Source organism: Agrobacterium sp. H141 (assembly GCF_057158725.1).
In genome coordinates this window covers 2,212,094-2,228,830 of sequence record NZ_CM169893.1, presented here as the reverse complement: position 1 = coordinate 2,228,830, position 16,737 = coordinate 2,212,094, and the positions used below count along the sequence as shown (strand labels likewise).

Sequence of the window (16,737 nt, the reverse complement as noted above, 5' to 3'; positions counted from 1 at the left end):
GCTTGTCGATGCCTACATAAAGACCCGTCCTCCTCCCTGACAGGCTTGTTATCTATGAGTGATCTGAAGACCATTTCCATTCGCGGCGCGCGTGAGCACAACCTCAAGGGTATCGATATCGATCTGCCGCGCGACAGCCTCATCGTCATGACCGGCTTGTCCGGCTCGGGCAAATCGTCGCTCGCTTTCGACACGATTTACGCCGAGGGTCAGCGCCGTTACGTCGAAAGTCTGTCGGCCTATGCCCGTCAGTTCCTTGAAATGATGCAAAAGCCGGATGTCGACCAGATCGACGGATTGTCGCCGGCGATCTCGATCGAACAGAAGACCACCTCGCGCAATCCGCGCTCGACGGTTGGCACTGTCACCGAGATCTACGACTATATGCGTCTGCTCTTTGCCCGTGCCGGAATTCCCTATTCGCCGGCCACCGGCTTGCCGATCGAGAGCCAGACCGTGTCGCAGATGGTCGACCGCATCCTCGCATTCGAGGAGGGCACGCGTCTTTATATATTGGCGCCGATGGTGCGCGGTCGAAAGGGCGAGTATAAAAAAGAACTTGCCGAGCTGATGAAGAAGGGCTTCCAGCGCGTCAAGGTGGACGGCACCTTCTACGAGATTGCAAACGTTCCGGCGCTCGACAAGAAGTACAAGCACGATATCGACGTGGTGGTCGACCGCATTGTGGTGCGCCCGGATATCGCCAGCCGCCTGGCCGACAGCCTGGAAACCTGCCTGCATGTGCTGGCAGACGGTCTGGCGATTGCCGAATTTGCAGACAAGCCTTTGCCGCCGGAAGAAACGGCAGCGGGCGGTTCGGCCAACAAGTCGCTGAACGAGACCCATGAGCGGGTGCTGTTTTCGGAAAAATTCGCCTGCCCGGTCTCCGGCTTCACCATTTCCGAGATCGAACCGCGGCTGTTTTCCTTCAACAACCCCTTCGGTGCCTGCCCGACCTGCGACGGTCTTGGTTTCCAGCAGAAGATCGATGAAGCGCTGATCGTGCCCGAGGCCGAGCGCCGGTTGAACGACGGGGCCATTGCGCCCTGGGCCAAATCCTCGTCGCCCTATTACAACCAGACACTGGAAGGGCTGGGCAAGGAGTTCGGCTTCAAGCTGTCGAGCAAATGGTCCGATCTGCCGATGCCGGCGCAAAAGGCGATTTTGCACGGCACCAAGGAGAAGATAGAATTCAATTATGCCGATGGGGCGCGTTCCTACAAGACGGTCAAGGAATTCGAAGGCATCGTGCCAAACCTCGAGCGTCGCTGGAAGGAAACCGACAGCGCCTGGGCACGCGAAGAAATCGAGCGCTATATGTCGGCCGCCCCCTGCCCGGCCTGTAACGGCTATCGCCTCAAGCCGGAAGCGCTGGCAGTCAAGATCGACGGTCGCCATATCGGCCAGGTGACGGAAATGTCGATCAAGAATGCCGGTGCCTGGTTCGAGACACTGCCGGAAAAGCTGACGGCCAAGCAGAACGAGATCGCGGTTCGCATCCTCAAGGAAATCCGCGAACGCCTGCGTTTTCTCAACGATGTCGGCCTCGACTATCTGTCGATGTCGCGCAATTCCGGCACGCTGTCGGGCGGCGAAAGCCAGCGCATCCGGTTGGCCTCGCAGATCGGCTCGGGCCTGACCGGCGTGCTTTACGTGCTCGACGAACCCTCCATCGGCCTGCACCAGCGCGATAATGCCCGCCTTCTCGATACGCTGAAGCACCTGCGCGACATCGGCAATACGGTGATTGTGGTCGAGCATGACGAAGATGCCATTCTGACGGCGGATTACGTGGTCGATATCGGCCCCGCTGCCGGCATCCATGGCGGTCAGGTCATCGCCGAAGGCAGCCCTCAGGAGATCATGGCCAACTCCAAGTCGCTGACCGGAAAATACCTGTCCGGCGAGATGGGCGTTCCGGTTCCGGACAAGCGGCGCAAGCCGAAGAAGGGGCAGCGCATCAAGATCGTTGGCGCGCGCGGCAACAACCTGAAGAATGTGACGGCGGAAATCCCGCTGGGCGTCTTCACCTCGGTGACCGGCGTGTCGGGTGGCGGCAAGTCGACCTTCCTGATCGAAACGCTTTACAAGGCCGCCGCCCGCCGCATCATGGGCGCACGCGAGAACCCGGCCGATCACGACCGCATCGAGGGCTTCGAATTCATCGACAAGGTGATCGATATCAACCAGTCGCCGATCGGTCGCACGCCGCGCTCCAACCCGGCAACCTATACCGGTGCCTTCACACCCATCCGCGACTGGTTCGCCGGCCTGCCGGAAGCCAAGGCACGCGGCTATCAGCCGGGCCGCTTCTCCTTCAACGTCAAGGGCGGGCGCTGCGAAGCCTGCCAGGGCGACGGCGTCATCAAGATCGAGATGCACTTCCTGCCGGATGTCTACGTCACCTGCGACGTCTGTCACGGCAAACGCTACAATCGCGAGACGCTGGACGTTACCTTCAAGGGCAAATCCATTGCCGACGTGCTGGACATGACGGTTGAGGAAGGTGTCGACTTCTTCTCGGCGGTGCCGGCCGTACGCGACAAGCTGCAGGCGCTGTTCGACGTCGGTCTTGGCTATATCAAGGTCGGCCAGCAGGCCAATACGCTGTCAGGCGGCGAGGCCCAGCGCGTGAAACTCGCCAAGGAGCTGTCCAAGCGCTCGACCGGTCGTACGCTCTACATCCTCGATGAGCCGACCACCGGCCTGCATTTCCACGACGTCGCCAAGCTTCTGGAAATGCTGCAGGAGCTGGTCAACCAGGGCAATTCGGTGGTGGTCATCGAGCACAATCTCGAAGTCATCAAGACTGCCGATTACATCCTCGACTTCGGCCCCGAAGGCGGCGACGGCGGCGGCGAGATCGTCGCCACCGGCACACCGGAAGACATCGTCAAGGAAAAGCGCTCCTATACCGGCCAGTTCCTCAAGGAGCTGCTGGAGCGCCGGCCCATGAAGAAGGTGCAAGCGGCGGAGTGAGGGATAAAATATGGGCCTGCCGCTTTCGCGGCGGCGCCTGGTTTAGGTTGAATGTAGGTATACTTGATCGATTTCTGACTGGAGATTTTCGATGACCAAATCCGGCAAAATCCGCACCGGCATCGGCGGTTGGACGTTTGAGCCCTGGGAGGGCACGTTTTATCCAGACAAACTGGCCAAGAGGCGCCAGCTGGAATTCGCCAGCCGCGCGCTGACCGCGATCGAGGTGAACGGCACCTATTATTCCAGCCAGAAGCCCGCCACCTTCGCCAAATGGGCCTCCGAAGTGCCTGATGATTTCATCTTTTCGCTGAAGGCCAGCCGCTATTGCACCAACCGCAAGGTGCTGGCCGAGGCCGGTCCATCGATCGAGAAGTTCCTGACCCAGGGGATTACCGAGCTTGGCAGTCACCTCGGCCCGATCCTGTGGCAGTTCATGAAGACCAAGAAGTTCGAACCGGAGGATTTCGAGGCTTTTCTCAAGCTCTTGCCGAAAGAGCAGGACGGAATCGCCCTGCGCCACGTCGTCGAGCCGCGGCATGAGAGCTTCTGCACGCCGCAATTCATAGATATGCTGACCAAATACAATGTCGCCGCCGTTTGCGCCGATCACCACGATTATCCGATGTTTGCCGACGTCACCGCCGATTTCGTCTATGCCCGCCTGCAAAAGGGGACGGACGAGACGCCGACCTGCTATCCGCAGTCGGACATGAAAGACTGGGCAAACCGCTTTGAAGCCTATGCGGCCGGCGGTGTGCCGGATGATCTGTCTTTGATCGCTCCGGACCGGACGGCTGACAAGACGCCGCGCGATGTCTTCGCCTTCTTCATCACGGGCGGCAAGATCAATGCGCCCAATGGGGCAAGAGAGCTGCAATCGCTTGTGGCCTAAGTTTGCGGTGCAACTTTTCATCGTCAAATTGTGACAATGGCGAATCTGGGCTAGTTTCGGTCGTAGCGCTGCGCACATCCATTGCAAAAGCTTGAAATTTTACGTCTGTCGCGGACTGGTTTGTCCAGCCCGCGCATTTTTCTGTTCAGGGATCATCAATGTCGGGCATCGTCGTCTTCATCAATCTGGCCGGGGCCGTTGCCCTTTTGCTGTGGGCGACGCGTATGGTGCGGACGGGCGTCGAGCGTGCCTATGGGACGATACTGAAGGACAAGCTGCGCACGGCCCTTGGCAATCGCGTCTCTGCCGCTGCGGCCGGTTTCGTCTTTGCGGTTGTGTTACAAAGCGCAACCGCTGTCGCCTTGATCCTCTCGTCCTTCGTGGCAGGCGGATATGTCAGCTCTGCCATCGGCATTGCGACCTTGCTCGGTGCCGATCTCGGTTCGGCCTTCGTTGCCCGGATCCTGCGCTATGATCTCTCGCTTCTGATCCCGTTGCTGCTGCTGGCGGGCACCGTGATGTTCCGTGCATCCGAGGCACGCGACTGGCGCCAGCTCGGGCGCATTGCCTTCGGCCTTGGCCTGCTGCTTTTGTCCTTGCGCCTGATCGGAGAAGCCTCGGATCCGCTCAAGACCAGCGAGATCCTGCCGGTCATCATCAACTATCTGTCGAGAGACTGGATCACAGCCTTCTTGCTGGCGGCCCTGCTGGCCTGGGCGTTTCATTCCAGCGTGGCCACCATTCTTCTGTTTGCCTCGCTGGCAGACCGGCATCTCGTCACCCCGGTTTTGATCATCCCCCTGGTGCTCGGCGCCAATTTTGGCGCCGCCGTGATTGCGGCCATGCTGACGCGCAATGCCGAAGCTGCCGCGCGTGTTGTGCCGATGGGCAATGTCGTCATTCGCGGTCTGGGCACGGTTGCAGCCCTGGCCATCCAGATCGCCTATCCTCTGGATACGGCTCTTATCGCTGAACATCCGGGCGATGCCGTCGTGTTGACCCATCTCTATATAAACGCCCTGGTCCTCGTCGGCGGGCTTCTGCTTTGCGGCCTGGTCGATCGGGTTTTGCGGAACGTCATGGCAAGGCCCACGCCCTCGGATAACGGATTGGCCCACGAAGCCCGCTTGTCCTCGCTCAATCCGGATGACGTCAAGGAGCCGCGTCAAGCCGTCAACAATGCCACGCGTGAAGTGCTGGCGCTGTGCGAAAAGACCGAAGTTATGCTGGGGCGCATCTTCGATCTGTTCGATACCTATGATGAAAGCCGCATGCGGCGCATTGCCGAGCTCGATGACGAGATCGATCACATTCACCGCGACATCAAGTTCTATCTCGCACGGATATCCGAAGGCTCGCAGGATCCTTTGACCGCACAGCAATCGCAGACGCTGTTGAGCACCACCATCAAGATCGAGCAGGCAGCCGACATCATCGCCCAGAACATGCTCGCCCGCGCCCGCAAGAAGCATGATCGCAATGTCATGTTCTCCGCTGAAGGCTGGGCAGAGCTTTGCGCCATGCACAATGAGGTGGTCAAGAATGCCCACCTCGCCTTCAATCTGCTCATCAATCGCGATGTTGAACACGCCCGCCAGCTGGTCGTGCGCAAGGAAGTGGTTCGCGAGATGGTACGCCAGAGTGAAGAACAGCACATGCAGCGTCTGAGGGATGGAAATCTGGCAAGCTATGATTCAAGCTCGCTGCATATCGATACCATGCGCGACCTCAAGGAAATCAACTCACTTGTGGTGGCAATCGCTTATCCGGTGCTGGAAGGCGAAGGCATGTTGCGCCACAGCCGCCTGCTCTGATGCCGGATATCCGGAGCATGCCCGGTCACACGTTGCGCGCCGGCGCTAACCATCCTTTACGGAGCGTTGGAATGGCAATATGGCGGAAACCAGATCTTCTGCCGTCATGCCCTCTCCCGCCCTCTTGGCCGCCTCACCATGCAGCCACACACCAGCTGCGGCCGCTTCAAACGCAGGCATGCCCTGCGCCAGAAATGCACCAATGATGCCGGACAGAACATCGCCCGATCCGGCTGTTGCAAGCCACGGCGGCGCACTGGTATTGATCAGCGCTCGCCCGTCCGGCGACGCAATCACGCTGTCGCCCCCCTTGTAGACCACCGCCGCATTGGCGCGGCGGGCGGCCATGATCGCCTTGTCGACTTTGCCCAGCGCGTCATCGCCGGCGAGATCGGGAAAGAGACGGCCAAACTCGCCTTCATGCGGCGTCAGCACGAGCCGCGGTTCCCCATGGGAAAAGGCATCGAACAGAGCCTCCGGCGCGTCCCTGAAGCTCGATATCCCATCGGCGTCCAGCACAAGACAGCGCGCCTTGAGTGCCAGCGCAAAGTCGCGAGCACGGTCCCCGATACCAAATCCCGGACCAAGAACGAAGGCGCTGAGCCGCTTGTCTGAAATCCAGTCTTCAAGGGCTGGGAGATCCGTCACCTCCTGCAGCATCACCGCTGTCAGATGAACCGCATTGGCGTCCATGGCATCACGAGGCGCTGCGATTGTCACCAGCCCTGCCCCGGCCTTCAATCCCGCCATCGCACTCATGCGCGCGGCACCTGTGGCACTTGGACCTCCGGAAAACACCCCCAGATGCCCGCGGGAAAACTTGTGCTGCCCGGCATCGCTCTGTCGCAGCTGAGTGCGCCAGAACACAGGGTCATTTTCCGCCACCGTTCCGGCGCAGGCTTTGACGATCCGCCAGGGGATGCCGATATCGAAGACTTCAACGCTCCCGCAGAGCGTGCGACCAGGCAGCAGCAGATGGCCGGGCTTTCGCGCCATGAAGGTGACCGTGTGTCTGGCCTCGAACGCCGCGCCCAGCACCTGCCCCGTCCGACCGTCCAGTCCTGACGGCAGATCGACCGCGATAACCGGCAGGCCCATGGCCGCGGTTTGCGCAATGGCCGCAATCACCTCTGCCGGTACGGCGCGCGCCAAACCCGCCCCGAACAGGACGTCTATCACCACGTCTCCCGCGCGAGGCGACCACACCGCAAGACTGTCGACCGGCAAATGCCAGCGATCGCGCGCTGATGCGGCATCGCCCTTTAGCCTGAGTGGATCGCCCAGTGCGAAGACCTCTGTCGCGGCGCCCGATTGCGAAAGCGCGCGCGCGGCGACATACCCGTCGCCGCCATTATTGCCCGGGCCGCAGAGCACCACGAAGCGCTGAGCCTGCGGATAGTGCTTCAAGGCCGAAGCTGCCACTGCCTGCCCTGCGGCCTCCATCAGGCGATAGCTATCGATCCCCGAATGTGCCGCTGCCCGATCGGCATCCGCCATTTCAGGAGGTGTGAGCAAAATGTGCAGGCGATCTTCGTTCATGAAACCCATCAAAGCAAATTATCGTGACAGACGACAGCGCCAAACTTTTCCCTTACGCGATAAAAAACATGCACTTGCCTATTTCCTAAACATAATATGTGGTGCAAGGAACGGCCTCGGTGATCGCTGTTGGATCATTCTCCTGTGATTTCCGTTGCAAACGACAATTTTTAGGCAAGATCGGCTGGATTTTTCCGCGCCATTAAGCGAGGTTTGCTCCAGCGGAGTGAGGAAGAGGTAATTTGGACCGAATCCCCATTACAATTTGGCACGTTACATGCATCATCGTGTGCGGGCGGGCATGAGCCCGCAAGTGTTGATGACGATGAGGAAGCGGAGAGATATTTTCTCATGAAAAAGATCGAAGCGATCATAAAGCCTTTCAAGCTCGACGAAGTGAAGGAAGCCCTTCAGGAAGTCGGTTTGCAGGGGATCACTGTAACCGAAGCCAAGGGCTTCGGTCGACAGAAAGGCCATACCGAGCTCTATCGCGGCGCGGAATATGTGGTGGACTTTCTGCCGAAGGTTAAAGTTGAGGTCGTCCTTGCGGACGATAACGTGGAGGCCGTCATAGACGCAATCCGCAACGCGGCGCAGACCGGTCGCATCGGGGATGGAAAGATTTTCGTATCCAATGTGGAGGAAGTCGTTCGTATCCGTACCGGTGAAACGGGCGTTGACGCCATCTAAACGACCTGAGCCTCTCCGGGAGGGACAGGCCATTCTAATCGTCATCACACACAAGGAATTGGATAAATGACGACCGCACAAGACATTATGAAGCAGATCAAGGACAACGACGTAAAGTTTGTCGACCTGCGCTTCACCGATCCAAGAGGAAAGCTGCAGCATGTCACGATGGACGTAACCTGCGTCGACGAAGACATGTTTACCGATGGCGTCATGTTCGATGGCTCTTCGATCGGCGGCTGGAAGGCGATCAACGAGTCCGACATGGTGCTGATGCCAGATACGGATACCGTCCATATGGATCCGTTCTTCGCCCAGTCGACCATGGTTGTCGTGTGCGACATTCTCGATCCGATCTCCGGCGAATCCTACAACCGTGACCCACGTGGCACGGCCAAGAAGGCTGAAGCCTATCTGAAGGCATCGGGTATCGGCGATACCATTTTCGTAGGTCCGGAAGCCGAGTTCTTCGTCTTCGACGACGTCAAGTACAAGGCCGACCCCTACAACACAGGCTTCAAGCTCGACTCGACCGAGCTGCCGTCCAACGACGACACCGATTATGAGACCGGTAACCTCGGTCACCGCCCGCGCGTCAAGGGTGGCTACTTCCCGGTTCCTCCGGTCGACAGCTGCCAGGACATGCGGTCGGAAATGCTGACCGTTCTGCAGGAAATGGGCGTTACCGTTGAAAAGCATCACCACGAAGTGGCTGCTGCCCAGCACGAACTGGGTATCAAGTTCGACGCCCTCGTGCGCAATGCCGACAAGATGCAGATCTACAAATACGTTGTGCATCAGGTTGCCAATGCCTATGGCAAGACCGCAACCTTCATGCCAAAGCCGGTCTTCGGCGACAACGGCTCGGGCATGCATGTGCATATGTCGATCTGGAAGGACGGCAAGCCGACTTTCGCTGGTGACGAATATGCCGGCCTGTCGGAAAGCTGCCTCTATTACATCGGCGGTATCATCAAGCATGCCAAGGCCATCAACGCGTTCTCCAACCCGTCGACCAACTCCTACAAGCGTCTGGTTCCGGGTTACGAAGCACCGGTTCTGCTGGCCTATTCCGCCCGCAACCGTTCGGCCTCCTGCCGTATTCCCTTCGGCTCCAACCCGAAGGCCAAGCGCGTTGAAATCCGCTTTCCGGATCCGACCGCCAACCCTTACCTCGCCTTTGCCGCCATGCTGATGGCCGGCCTCGACGGCATCAAGAACAAGATCCATCCCGGCAAGGCCATGGACAAGGATCTCTACGACCTGCCGCCAAAGGAACTGAAGAAGATCCCGACCGTCTGCGGTTCCCTGCGCGAAGCGCTGGAAAGCCTCGACAAGGATCGCAAGTTCCTGACCGCCGGCGGCGTGTTCGACGACGACCAGATCGATGCCTTCATCGAACTGAAGATGCAGGAAGTCATGCGCTACGAAATGACCCCGCATCCGGTCGAATTCGACATGTACTATTCCGTCTGATGCATCAAGACTGCGGTCCGCCGTCGTGGACCGCAGCCGGAAAACATAAAAATCCGGCAAGCCGAATTGGCCTGCCGGATTTTTTATAAACTATAACATATAGATGGTGTCAGTTCTTCAACCGTTGCTTTAGCAGGTTGAGGTATTCTTCGTTGCCATCGGACGGCGCTGACGTTTTTGCCTTCACACATTGCGGTGCATAGTTGAGCGCCAGGCCAGCTTTCACGCAGCTTCCAACCTGCCAGCCGGGTGGCAGTGCCGTCAGATCGACAGAGGACCATTTCGGATGGCCGGTCTCCTTCAGCGTGTCGAGACCGTTGAGGATCAGGTTGGAGAAATCCGACACGGTCGAGCAACTTTGCCGGTGATAGGCGTTGCGCTTAGGGTCGTAGTCGAAGGTCATCAAAACAGCCTTCACCGCCACAAGATCGACAGCATCCTTCTGGAACGGATAGGTACCGGCGGGGATTTCCGCCTTGGTATAAGTGGCCAGAAGCGGCGTATCGGTGATCGGCAGAAGATGGAATTTCGACGGGTCGATATCGGCCTTGGCAAACAGCGACGCAGGCGCCCCGGCAACATAGAAGAACGCGTCTATATCGCCCGACTGCAACTTCGGCAGAGCCTGATCGGGATTGATGGCGATACGGTCGGCATCCTTGACCTGGAGGATATCGAGGATCAGCGATGCCGTCAGATAGGTGCCGCTATCCTTGACGCCGACCGCGACTTTTTTGCCGGCCAGATCCCTGATATCGGCAATCCCGGTTTTCGCCAGAATGTGCACCTCCTCGTTATAGAGGGGAAACATGATCCGCACGCCGCGAACTGCATCCTGGACCTCTGCATCGTTGGCCTCAAAGGTTTTCAGATATTCCAGCACATCGCTTTGTACGATCCCGAACTGGGTATTGCGTCGGTTGCGCACGCCGACGAAATTTTCCAGCGAACCTGCGGTTTCCACGACGTTGAGTGTCAGCCCGCATTCGGCACCAAGCGATGCGATATCGCGGCCAATGCGGATATAGGTCCCGGTCGGACCGCCCGTCATGATATTGCGCTCGAATTCGGCAGCCTGACTTTGGGCGGCCAACGGCATCACAGCGCAAAGCCCAACGGCAAGGCCACAGAGTATTTTGGCGATCGGTTTCACGGGGCTATCTCCTCTCGTCAGCAACCGCTCTTCAGCGTGCTGATCAGATCTCGCAAGGCAACGACGGGAACCCGGTCGAAAACGGCTCCAAGCGATGTTGTCACACATTCTCCGGCAACGAGCCGGTCGGTTAATTCTCGGCGCTCCGGACCGGAGAGCGTTCGTAAACTGGAGGATGCGCCAATGGCCACTTCCACAGCACTGCGGCTTCGCGGGGTGAGCGCATCCGGTTGTGGTGGCGGCGGCGTTTCCGACAATTCGATTAAAGCATCCGGCTGAACGTCTTCGACCGCACCGTCCTTCGCCGCCAGAGCATCCTTCGCCTTTGTCAGGGATTGCTGGGCCTCATCAAGCTGGCTCTCAAGACGCATGACCTGATCGGAGGTCTCGGCATTCTCGCTCGTCAACGCCTCTACCTTGCGGCCCATGTCGTCGCGTTCGGTCTCCAACACCTTGATGCGCTGCTCGAGGCTTTCGCGGGCCTGCATCAATTCCGGCACGACCGTGTCGTTCAGGTGAGCAAGCTCACCGGTCAGCCGCTCGACTTCGGCATTGGCTTCAGAAATGCTGCTTTGTTGCCGGTCGGTATCGGCAGTTCTATCGGCTTTCAGTGCCTCGATCTGTTGTTCCAGCGCGCTGCGCTCTTCGCTAAGCGCCGCAAGATTATCCGTCATGCGGTCCAGATCTTCTGCTTGCCGCGTCAATTGCGCATTAAGCCTGTCGACGGCGGGACTGGTGCTATCGGCGGGCACTGTCGCGCCCGGCTGCGGCTTGCCGGCATCATCCAGCTGGCTTTGCAGCACGTCTCGCTGCTGCTTGATCCCTTCGAGTTCCGTTCGGGCAGCCGCAAGCTCGGCCGCGCGATCAGGCTGCGTCAGGCGAAATGTGGCATAACCGCCGAGGAAACCGAGAATAGCAAAAATCAGGCAGGCCAGGATCACAACAGGCGCGCGCGCACCGCCTCTCGATGGTCCGATAGTCTCCCTGCCCCACTGGCTAGCCAATACCCTGCGTCTCCATGTTCTCGTCAGTCACTTGCGAAGAAATCGCGACCCGCGCTGAATCTCGTTTTCGGACAAAGGGATAACGTGAAAAGACAGCCCTTACAAGAAATCCCGGGACGAGTGATAATTGTGACATAGGCGGCATGCGCACTGTTCAGAGCGGTCAACGGCGTCTACCATAATGCTTTCGATTCCGCTCTGCCATCCGGTACGCTGCGTCTTTAATCTGGTCGTTTTATCATGGGTCCGCAAGGCAACGAAAAGCCGAGGCTGTTCGATTGGGTGCTGTTTATTCTGGCGCCGGTATTCTTCTCCACCAATCTCATATTTGGCCGTGGCATCACGGGTGACATTGCGCCCTTTACCACGGCCTTTATCCGTTGGTTCGGTTCGGCGCTGATCATGTGTCCTTTCGTCTATGCCGACCGTCGCGCCTGCATAGCTTTCGTCAAATCCCATACCGGCCTCTGGCTCTGGCTTGGATTTCTGGGAATGGGCATTTGCGGTGGCTTCGTCTACTGGGCGCTCACCATGACCACCGCCTCCAACGGCACACTGATCTACACCACCTCCTCGCTCTATATCATCCTGTTGCAGTGGCTGCTGCAGGGCCGCCGGATCAGCCTGCGCGAACTGTCCGGCATGGCGATTGCCTTTGCAGGCGTCGGGGCGATTGTTTTCAAGGGCTCATGGGAAACGCTGATCGCGATACGGTTCAATATCGGCGATCTGGGCATTCTGGTGGCAGCCGTCTCCTTTGCGCTTTATTCGCTGACCCTCAGACGACCGGCCATTGCCGCGATGAAATCGCTGCCATTGTTCGGTATGCTTGCCCTTGCCGGAGCCGTCGTCCTGTTTCCTGCAGCCCTCTATGAGCTCCTGTCGGGCGGGCTCATGCCCGACAGCGTTTCCGACTGGACCAAACTGGCCGGAATCATTCTGTTTGCCTCGCTGGCAGCCTTTTTATGTTTCCAGCATTCGGTGCGCATATTCGGCCCCGCCATGGCCGGAACCACCCTCTATCTGATGCCGCCGATCTCGATACTGATGGCGGTCCTGTTCCTGGGCGAACAATTCCATCGCTATCACGCGGTCGGTATCGTGCTTGTCACAGGCGGCCTCGTCCTTGCATCCTGGCCAGCGCGGCGCACTGCAACGGTGTAGTTGCCAACGCATAACCGTTTTCGCATGCCCCCTTGATGTCTGTGCCCTGCTACCCCAAATTATTGTGGGAAAAGGAGTTCAATCATGAAAATGCGCAAAGCAAAATTTGGTATCGGGGACATCGTCCGGCACAAGATCTTGCCGTTCCGCGGTGTCGTTTTCGATGTTGATCCGGAATTCGCCAATAGCGAGGAGTGGTGGAACGCGATCCCTCTGGAGATCCGTCCAAGCAAGGACCAGCCTTTCTACCACCTTCTGGCAGAGAACGAAGAAACCGAATATGTCGCCTATGTTTCGGAGCAAAATCTGGAAGAAGACGACAGCGACACGCCGCTTCGCAACCCGCAGATCAACCAGATCTTCGTGGTCGAGAGTGGTGGTCATTATAAACCCAGGATGAACTTCGCCCATTAAGGGCGACTGACAAAAGACGCTCCCAAAAAGAAAGGCCCGGTTTCCCGGGCCTTTTTTCTGTCTTCAATCGACGATGGCTTACTGGCCTTCTTTGGCCGCCTTCTGAGCGTCTTCCAATGCCTTGCGGCTTTCTTCGGTCTTCTTCTGCATGGCTTCCTGCAGCAGGCGCTGGCGATCTTCAGCCTGCGACTGGGTCATGGCCGGACCTTCCAAGGCGCCGGTAAAGCCGCTCAACGAGATCTTGATCGGGTTCGGAGCATGGCGGAAGTTGATCGAGGTGAACACCACTTCGCCGCCCTTCTTCAGGCTGTCCACCATCGCATCCGTCAGCGGAAACTCGGCGGTGCAGCGATCGGGCAGGCACACCGCGTAATCGAGCTTCTGGCCTTTGCCGCCATCGATCTGCATCTGCACGCCCGGAGGGATCAGACGTGCGGACGGAACGGTGACCTGAAGGATCTTGCGGTTGACCTTGCCTTCAACCGTGATGACGCCCACAGCCGTGATCAGCTGACCATTCTGCGCGACGATCTGGTTCTGCACGATGCAGATGTCGGAATCTTCCTGCTTGGTGCAGGTCTTGAACCAACCCTGCGGCGGCTGACCGGCTGCGGCCTGTTGCGCGGAGGAAATGGCTGGGGCCGAAACCGCGCCGATTGTGAGGGCGACGGCGGAAAGCGCCAGACGCGTCGATTTTGTTGCTTTGAACATCATAACGAAATCCGTCTCCTGAAATCCGGGGCTGGATCGACATCGTGCGAACTGCACTGATTTGTCGTTGGCCAGTCCCTCCATCTCAAATAAGGCAAATACATGACCTGCCTCTTCCGGGAACACCTGTTACATTGCACGCAGGCGAATATCCAGTCCTACTTTTCGGATATGTCCGCCAAACCGGGCGATTGGCACGCGATTGCCTTGGTATTGACCGCTTTCGTGGTAGTTTGGCGAGAATTGATTCAAACATGAAACTTTGGAAAGGTCTTCGTTTGCACCGCCTTGCCACCAGTCTATTCTTCATCCTCATTTCAAGCGCTGCTGTCGCACAACCGCTGCATGGGATCGCCATGCATGGCGAACCGGCCCTGCCCCCGGACTACACGCACTTCAGCTATGTGAACCCCGACGTGAAGAAGGGCGGCAAGATCGCCTATGGTGTAGTCGGCACCTATGACAGCTTCAATCCCTTCGTGTTGAAGGGAATGCGCACCACTGCGCGCGGTGTCTGGGATCCGCAATTTGGCAATCTGATTTACGAACCGCTGATGACGCGGTCTTATGACGAGGCCTTTTCCGTTTATCCGCTCATCGCCGAAAGCGTGGAATGGGATGACGACAGGACCTTCGTTCAGTTCAACCTCAATCCAAAGGCCCATTGGAGCGACGGTGAGCCGATCACACCGGATGATGTGATTTTCACATTCAACCTGCTCGCAGAAAAGGGCCGTCCGCCCTATAGCTCACGTCTGGCAACTGTGGAGAAGATGGAAAAGGTTGGGGAGCACAGCGTTCGCTTCACTTTCAACGACAGGGCCAATCGCGAGACGCCCCTGATCCTGGCCTATGCAACGCCTATCCTGCCGAAACACGCGATCGATCCGGATACATTCGATCAGAGCTCGCTGCAGATCCCTGTCGGCTCCGGTCCTTACAAGGTCAAGTCGATCCAGCCGGGCGAGAAGATCGTCTATGAGCGCGACCCGGATTATTGGGGCAAGGACATCCCATCCAAGGTGGGCTTTGACAATTACGACGAGATTTCTGTCACCTATTTCCTGCAGCAGTCGACGCTGTTCGAAGCCTTCAAGAAGGGCAATGTCGACGTCTATCCCGAGGGCGACGCAATCAGCGGCAGTGCCGATGCCGGCCATTGGGGCAAGGCCTATGACTTTCCAGCCGCCGAACGCGGCGACATCGTCAAGGAAGTATTCGAGCCGCAGCTTCCCTCCGGCATGTTCGGTTTCGTCTTCAATACGCGTCGGCCAATTTTTGCCGATGAAAAAGTCCGAGAAGCACTGTCCATCGCTTTCGATTTCAACTGGGTGAACAAGAACCTGTTCGGCGATGCCTTCACCCGCACGGAAAGCTTCTGGCAGAACTCCGCGCTCGGAGCCTATGGCAACGCCGCCGATGCGCGTGAACTGGCGCTTCTCGGACCGGCCAAGGACAAGATCCCGGCCGACCTGCTGGCGGGCACCTACACGATGCCGATCACGGATGGAACGGGCACGGATCGCAAGGTTTTGCGCCAGGCCGTCACACTGCTGGCTAAGGCAGGTTACAAGATATCTGGCGGCAAGATGGTCGATGCGTCCGGCAATCAGCTGGCCTTCGAGGTGATGACCCAGAACCCGGCGCAGGAGAGAATGGCCATTGCCTATCAGCGCACGCTGGCTCTGATCGGTATCGCCATGCAGGTTCGCACCGTGGACGATGCGCAATACCAGTCGCGCACCTCCTCTTTCGACTACGATATGATCGTCAAGGCCTATCCTTCGTCCCTGTCGCCGGGCACCGAGCAGCGCTTCCGCTGGGAATCGACATCGCGCGATGCACCGGGCAGCTATAATTATGCCGGCGTGGCAGATCCCGACATCGACCGGATGATTGAAGCTGTCACCCAGGCGCGGAGCATGGAAGATTTTCAGGCCGCTGTCCGTGCGCTGGACCGCCTGCTGGTGGCCGGTCATTATGTCGTGCCGCTCTATCACATCGGCTCGCAATGGATTGCCCGCTGGAAGCATATTGAACATCCGGAGGGATCGCCCCTTTATGGCTATCAACTTCCGGTCTGGTACGATGCGCGTGCCCAATAGGCGCGCGCATCTTTGACGCAAATGGTTGAAGGCGCCTGACCGGGCCCCTATCTGCCCCTCATCCGAACTCCAATTCCAAGGTCAGGTTATACCCCGTGAACCGCATTACCGTTGATATCGTCTCCGACATCGTTTGCCCCTGGTGCTACCTCGGCAAGACCCGTTTCGAACTTGCCATTGCCGAAGTGCAGGACGAACTCGGCGTCGACATCAACTGGCGTCCGTATCAACTCGACCCGGATGCGACTGCTGAAGGTGCAGACTACCGCGAACATCTGGTGGCCAAATTTGGGAGCGCAGAACGACTGGATGAGATGCAGGGTCAGCTTGTGGAGCTCGGCCGCGAAATCGGCCTCGACTACCACTTCGACAAGATCAAGGTTCGCTCCAATACCATGGATGCCCACCGCGTGATCCACTGGGCGCAAGCCGAAGGTCGCGAGAAGCAGAACGCCGTGGTTGACCGGCTGTTTGTGGCGCATTTCGTCGAGGGGCAAAACATTGCCGACAAACAGGTACTGACCACGATTGCCGGCGAGGCAGGCCTTGACCCACAGGTAATCGAACGTCTTCTCGACGGTGATGTCGACTGCGACACCATACGCTCGGAAATCGGTGCTGCGCAGAATATGGGTGTCTCGGGCGTCCCCTTCTTCATCTTCGATCAGCAATATGCCGTAAGTGGCGCGCAATCCGTCGAGGTCTTCGCCGGTGCGCTGCGTGACATTGTGCGTGCCAAGGCAGAGGCCCAGCAAAAACTGAATTGACGGGGTGCAGTATCGATCCTAAGCAG

The 16,737-nt window shown here is 58.4% G+C and carries 13 protein-coding genes; 9 read left to right on the top strand and 4 right to left on the bottom strand.

What is annotated here, in order from left to right; genetic code table 11:
- The first annotated feature begins 54 nt into the window (after positions 1-54).
- From uvrA to ACWPM9_RS10160, 3 genes are all read left to right on the top strand, one after another.
- On the top strand, positions 55-2,979 hold the full coding sequence (gene uvrA / locus ACWPM9_RS10170; RefSeq protein ID WP_484755025.1) for an excinuclease ABC subunit UvrA: 2,925 nt from the start codon (positions 55-57) through the stop codon (positions 2,977-2,979).
- 91 nt (positions 2,980-3,070) lie between these two features.
- Entirely contained in the window at positions 3,071-3,874 is an 804-nt protein-coding gene (locus tag ACWPM9_RS10165; protein WP_484755024.1) for a DUF72 domain-containing protein, read from the top strand.
- A 158-nt stretch (positions 3,875-4,032) separates the two neighbouring features.
- Entirely contained in the window at positions 4,033-5,688 is a 1,656-nt protein-coding gene (locus ACWPM9_RS10160; protein ID WP_484755023.1) for a Na/Pi cotransporter family protein, read from the top strand.
- A gap of 45 nt (positions 5,689-5,733) precedes the next feature.
- On the opposite strand, the gene ACWPM9_RS10155 is transcribed toward ACWPM9_RS10160, so the two are convergent.
- On the bottom strand, positions 5,734-7,227 hold the full coding sequence (locus ACWPM9_RS10155; RefSeq protein ID WP_484755022.1) for an NAD(P)H-hydrate dehydratase: 1,494 nt from the start codon (positions 7,225-7,227) through the stop codon (positions 5,734-5,736).
- Positions 7,228-7,578: 351 nt separating this feature from the next.
- On the opposite strand from ACWPM9_RS10155, the gene ACWPM9_RS10150 reads away from it, so the two are divergent.
- Together ACWPM9_RS10150 and glnA are read left to right on the top strand one after the other, a co-directional pair.
- The gene (locus tag ACWPM9_RS10150) at positions 7,579-7,917 is read left to right on the top strand and encodes a P-II family nitrogen regulator (protein WP_428186750.1); all 339 of its coding nucleotides are present in this window, start codon (positions 7,579-7,581) and stop codon (positions 7,915-7,917) included.
- Between the two features lie 66 nt (positions 7,918-7,983).
- Positions 7,984-9,393, top strand: a complete 1,410-nt coding sequence (gene glnA, locus ACWPM9_RS10145) for a type I glutamate--ammonia ligase (RefSeq protein ID WP_428186751.1) — start codon at positions 7,984-7,986, stop codon at positions 9,391-9,393.
- A 109-nt stretch (positions 9,394-9,502) separates the two neighbouring features.
- Here the strand turns inward: glnA and ACWPM9_RS10140 are convergent, their stop codons facing one another.
- Positions 9,503-10,546, bottom strand: a complete 1,044-nt coding sequence (locus ACWPM9_RS10140) for a TAXI family TRAP transporter solute-binding subunit (RefSeq protein ID WP_484755021.1) — start codon at positions 10,544-10,546, stop codon at positions 9,503-9,505.
- 17 nt (positions 10,547-10,563) lie between these two features.
- Complete coding sequence (locus ACWPM9_RS10135) at positions 10,564-11,550, bottom strand: hypothetical protein (RefSeq protein WP_484755020.1); 987 nt, start codon at positions 11,548-11,550, stop codon at positions 10,564-10,566.
- 240 nt (positions 11,551-11,790) lie between these two features.
- On the opposite strand from ACWPM9_RS10135, the gene ACWPM9_RS10130 reads away from it, so the two are divergent.
- The gene (locus ACWPM9_RS10130; RefSeq protein WP_484755019.1) at positions 11,791-12,714 is read left to right on the top strand and encodes a DMT family transporter; all 924 of its coding nucleotides are present in this window, start codon (positions 11,791-11,793) and stop codon (positions 12,712-12,714) included.
- Between the two features lie 84 nt (positions 12,715-12,798).
- A complete protein-coding gene (gene hspQ, locus ACWPM9_RS10125) occupies positions 12,799-13,128 on the top strand; it encodes a heat shock protein HspQ (RefSeq protein ID WP_484755018.1) in 330 nt (109 codons plus the stop codon).
- Positions 13,129-13,206: 78 nt separating this feature from the next.
- On the opposite strand, the gene ACWPM9_RS10120 is transcribed toward hspQ, so the two are convergent.
- Entirely contained in the window at positions 13,207-13,842 is a 636-nt protein-coding gene (locus ACWPM9_RS10120) for an invasion associated locus B family protein (protein ID WP_428186756.1), read from the bottom strand.
- A gap of 251 nt (positions 13,843-14,093) precedes the next feature.
- On the opposite strand from ACWPM9_RS10120, the gene ACWPM9_RS10115 reads away from it, so the two are divergent.
- Together ACWPM9_RS10115 and ACWPM9_RS10110 are read left to right on the top strand one after the other, a co-directional pair.
- Positions 14,094-15,944, top strand: a complete 1,851-nt coding sequence (locus ACWPM9_RS10115) for an extracellular solute-binding protein (RefSeq protein ID WP_484755017.1) — start codon at positions 14,094-14,096, stop codon at positions 15,942-15,944.
- Between the two features lie 95 nt (positions 15,945-16,039).
- A complete protein-coding gene (locus ACWPM9_RS10110) occupies positions 16,040-16,711 on the top strand; it encodes a DsbA family oxidoreductase (protein WP_428186758.1) in 672 nt (223 codons plus the stop codon).
- Positions 16,712-16,737: the final 26 nt, after the last annotated feature.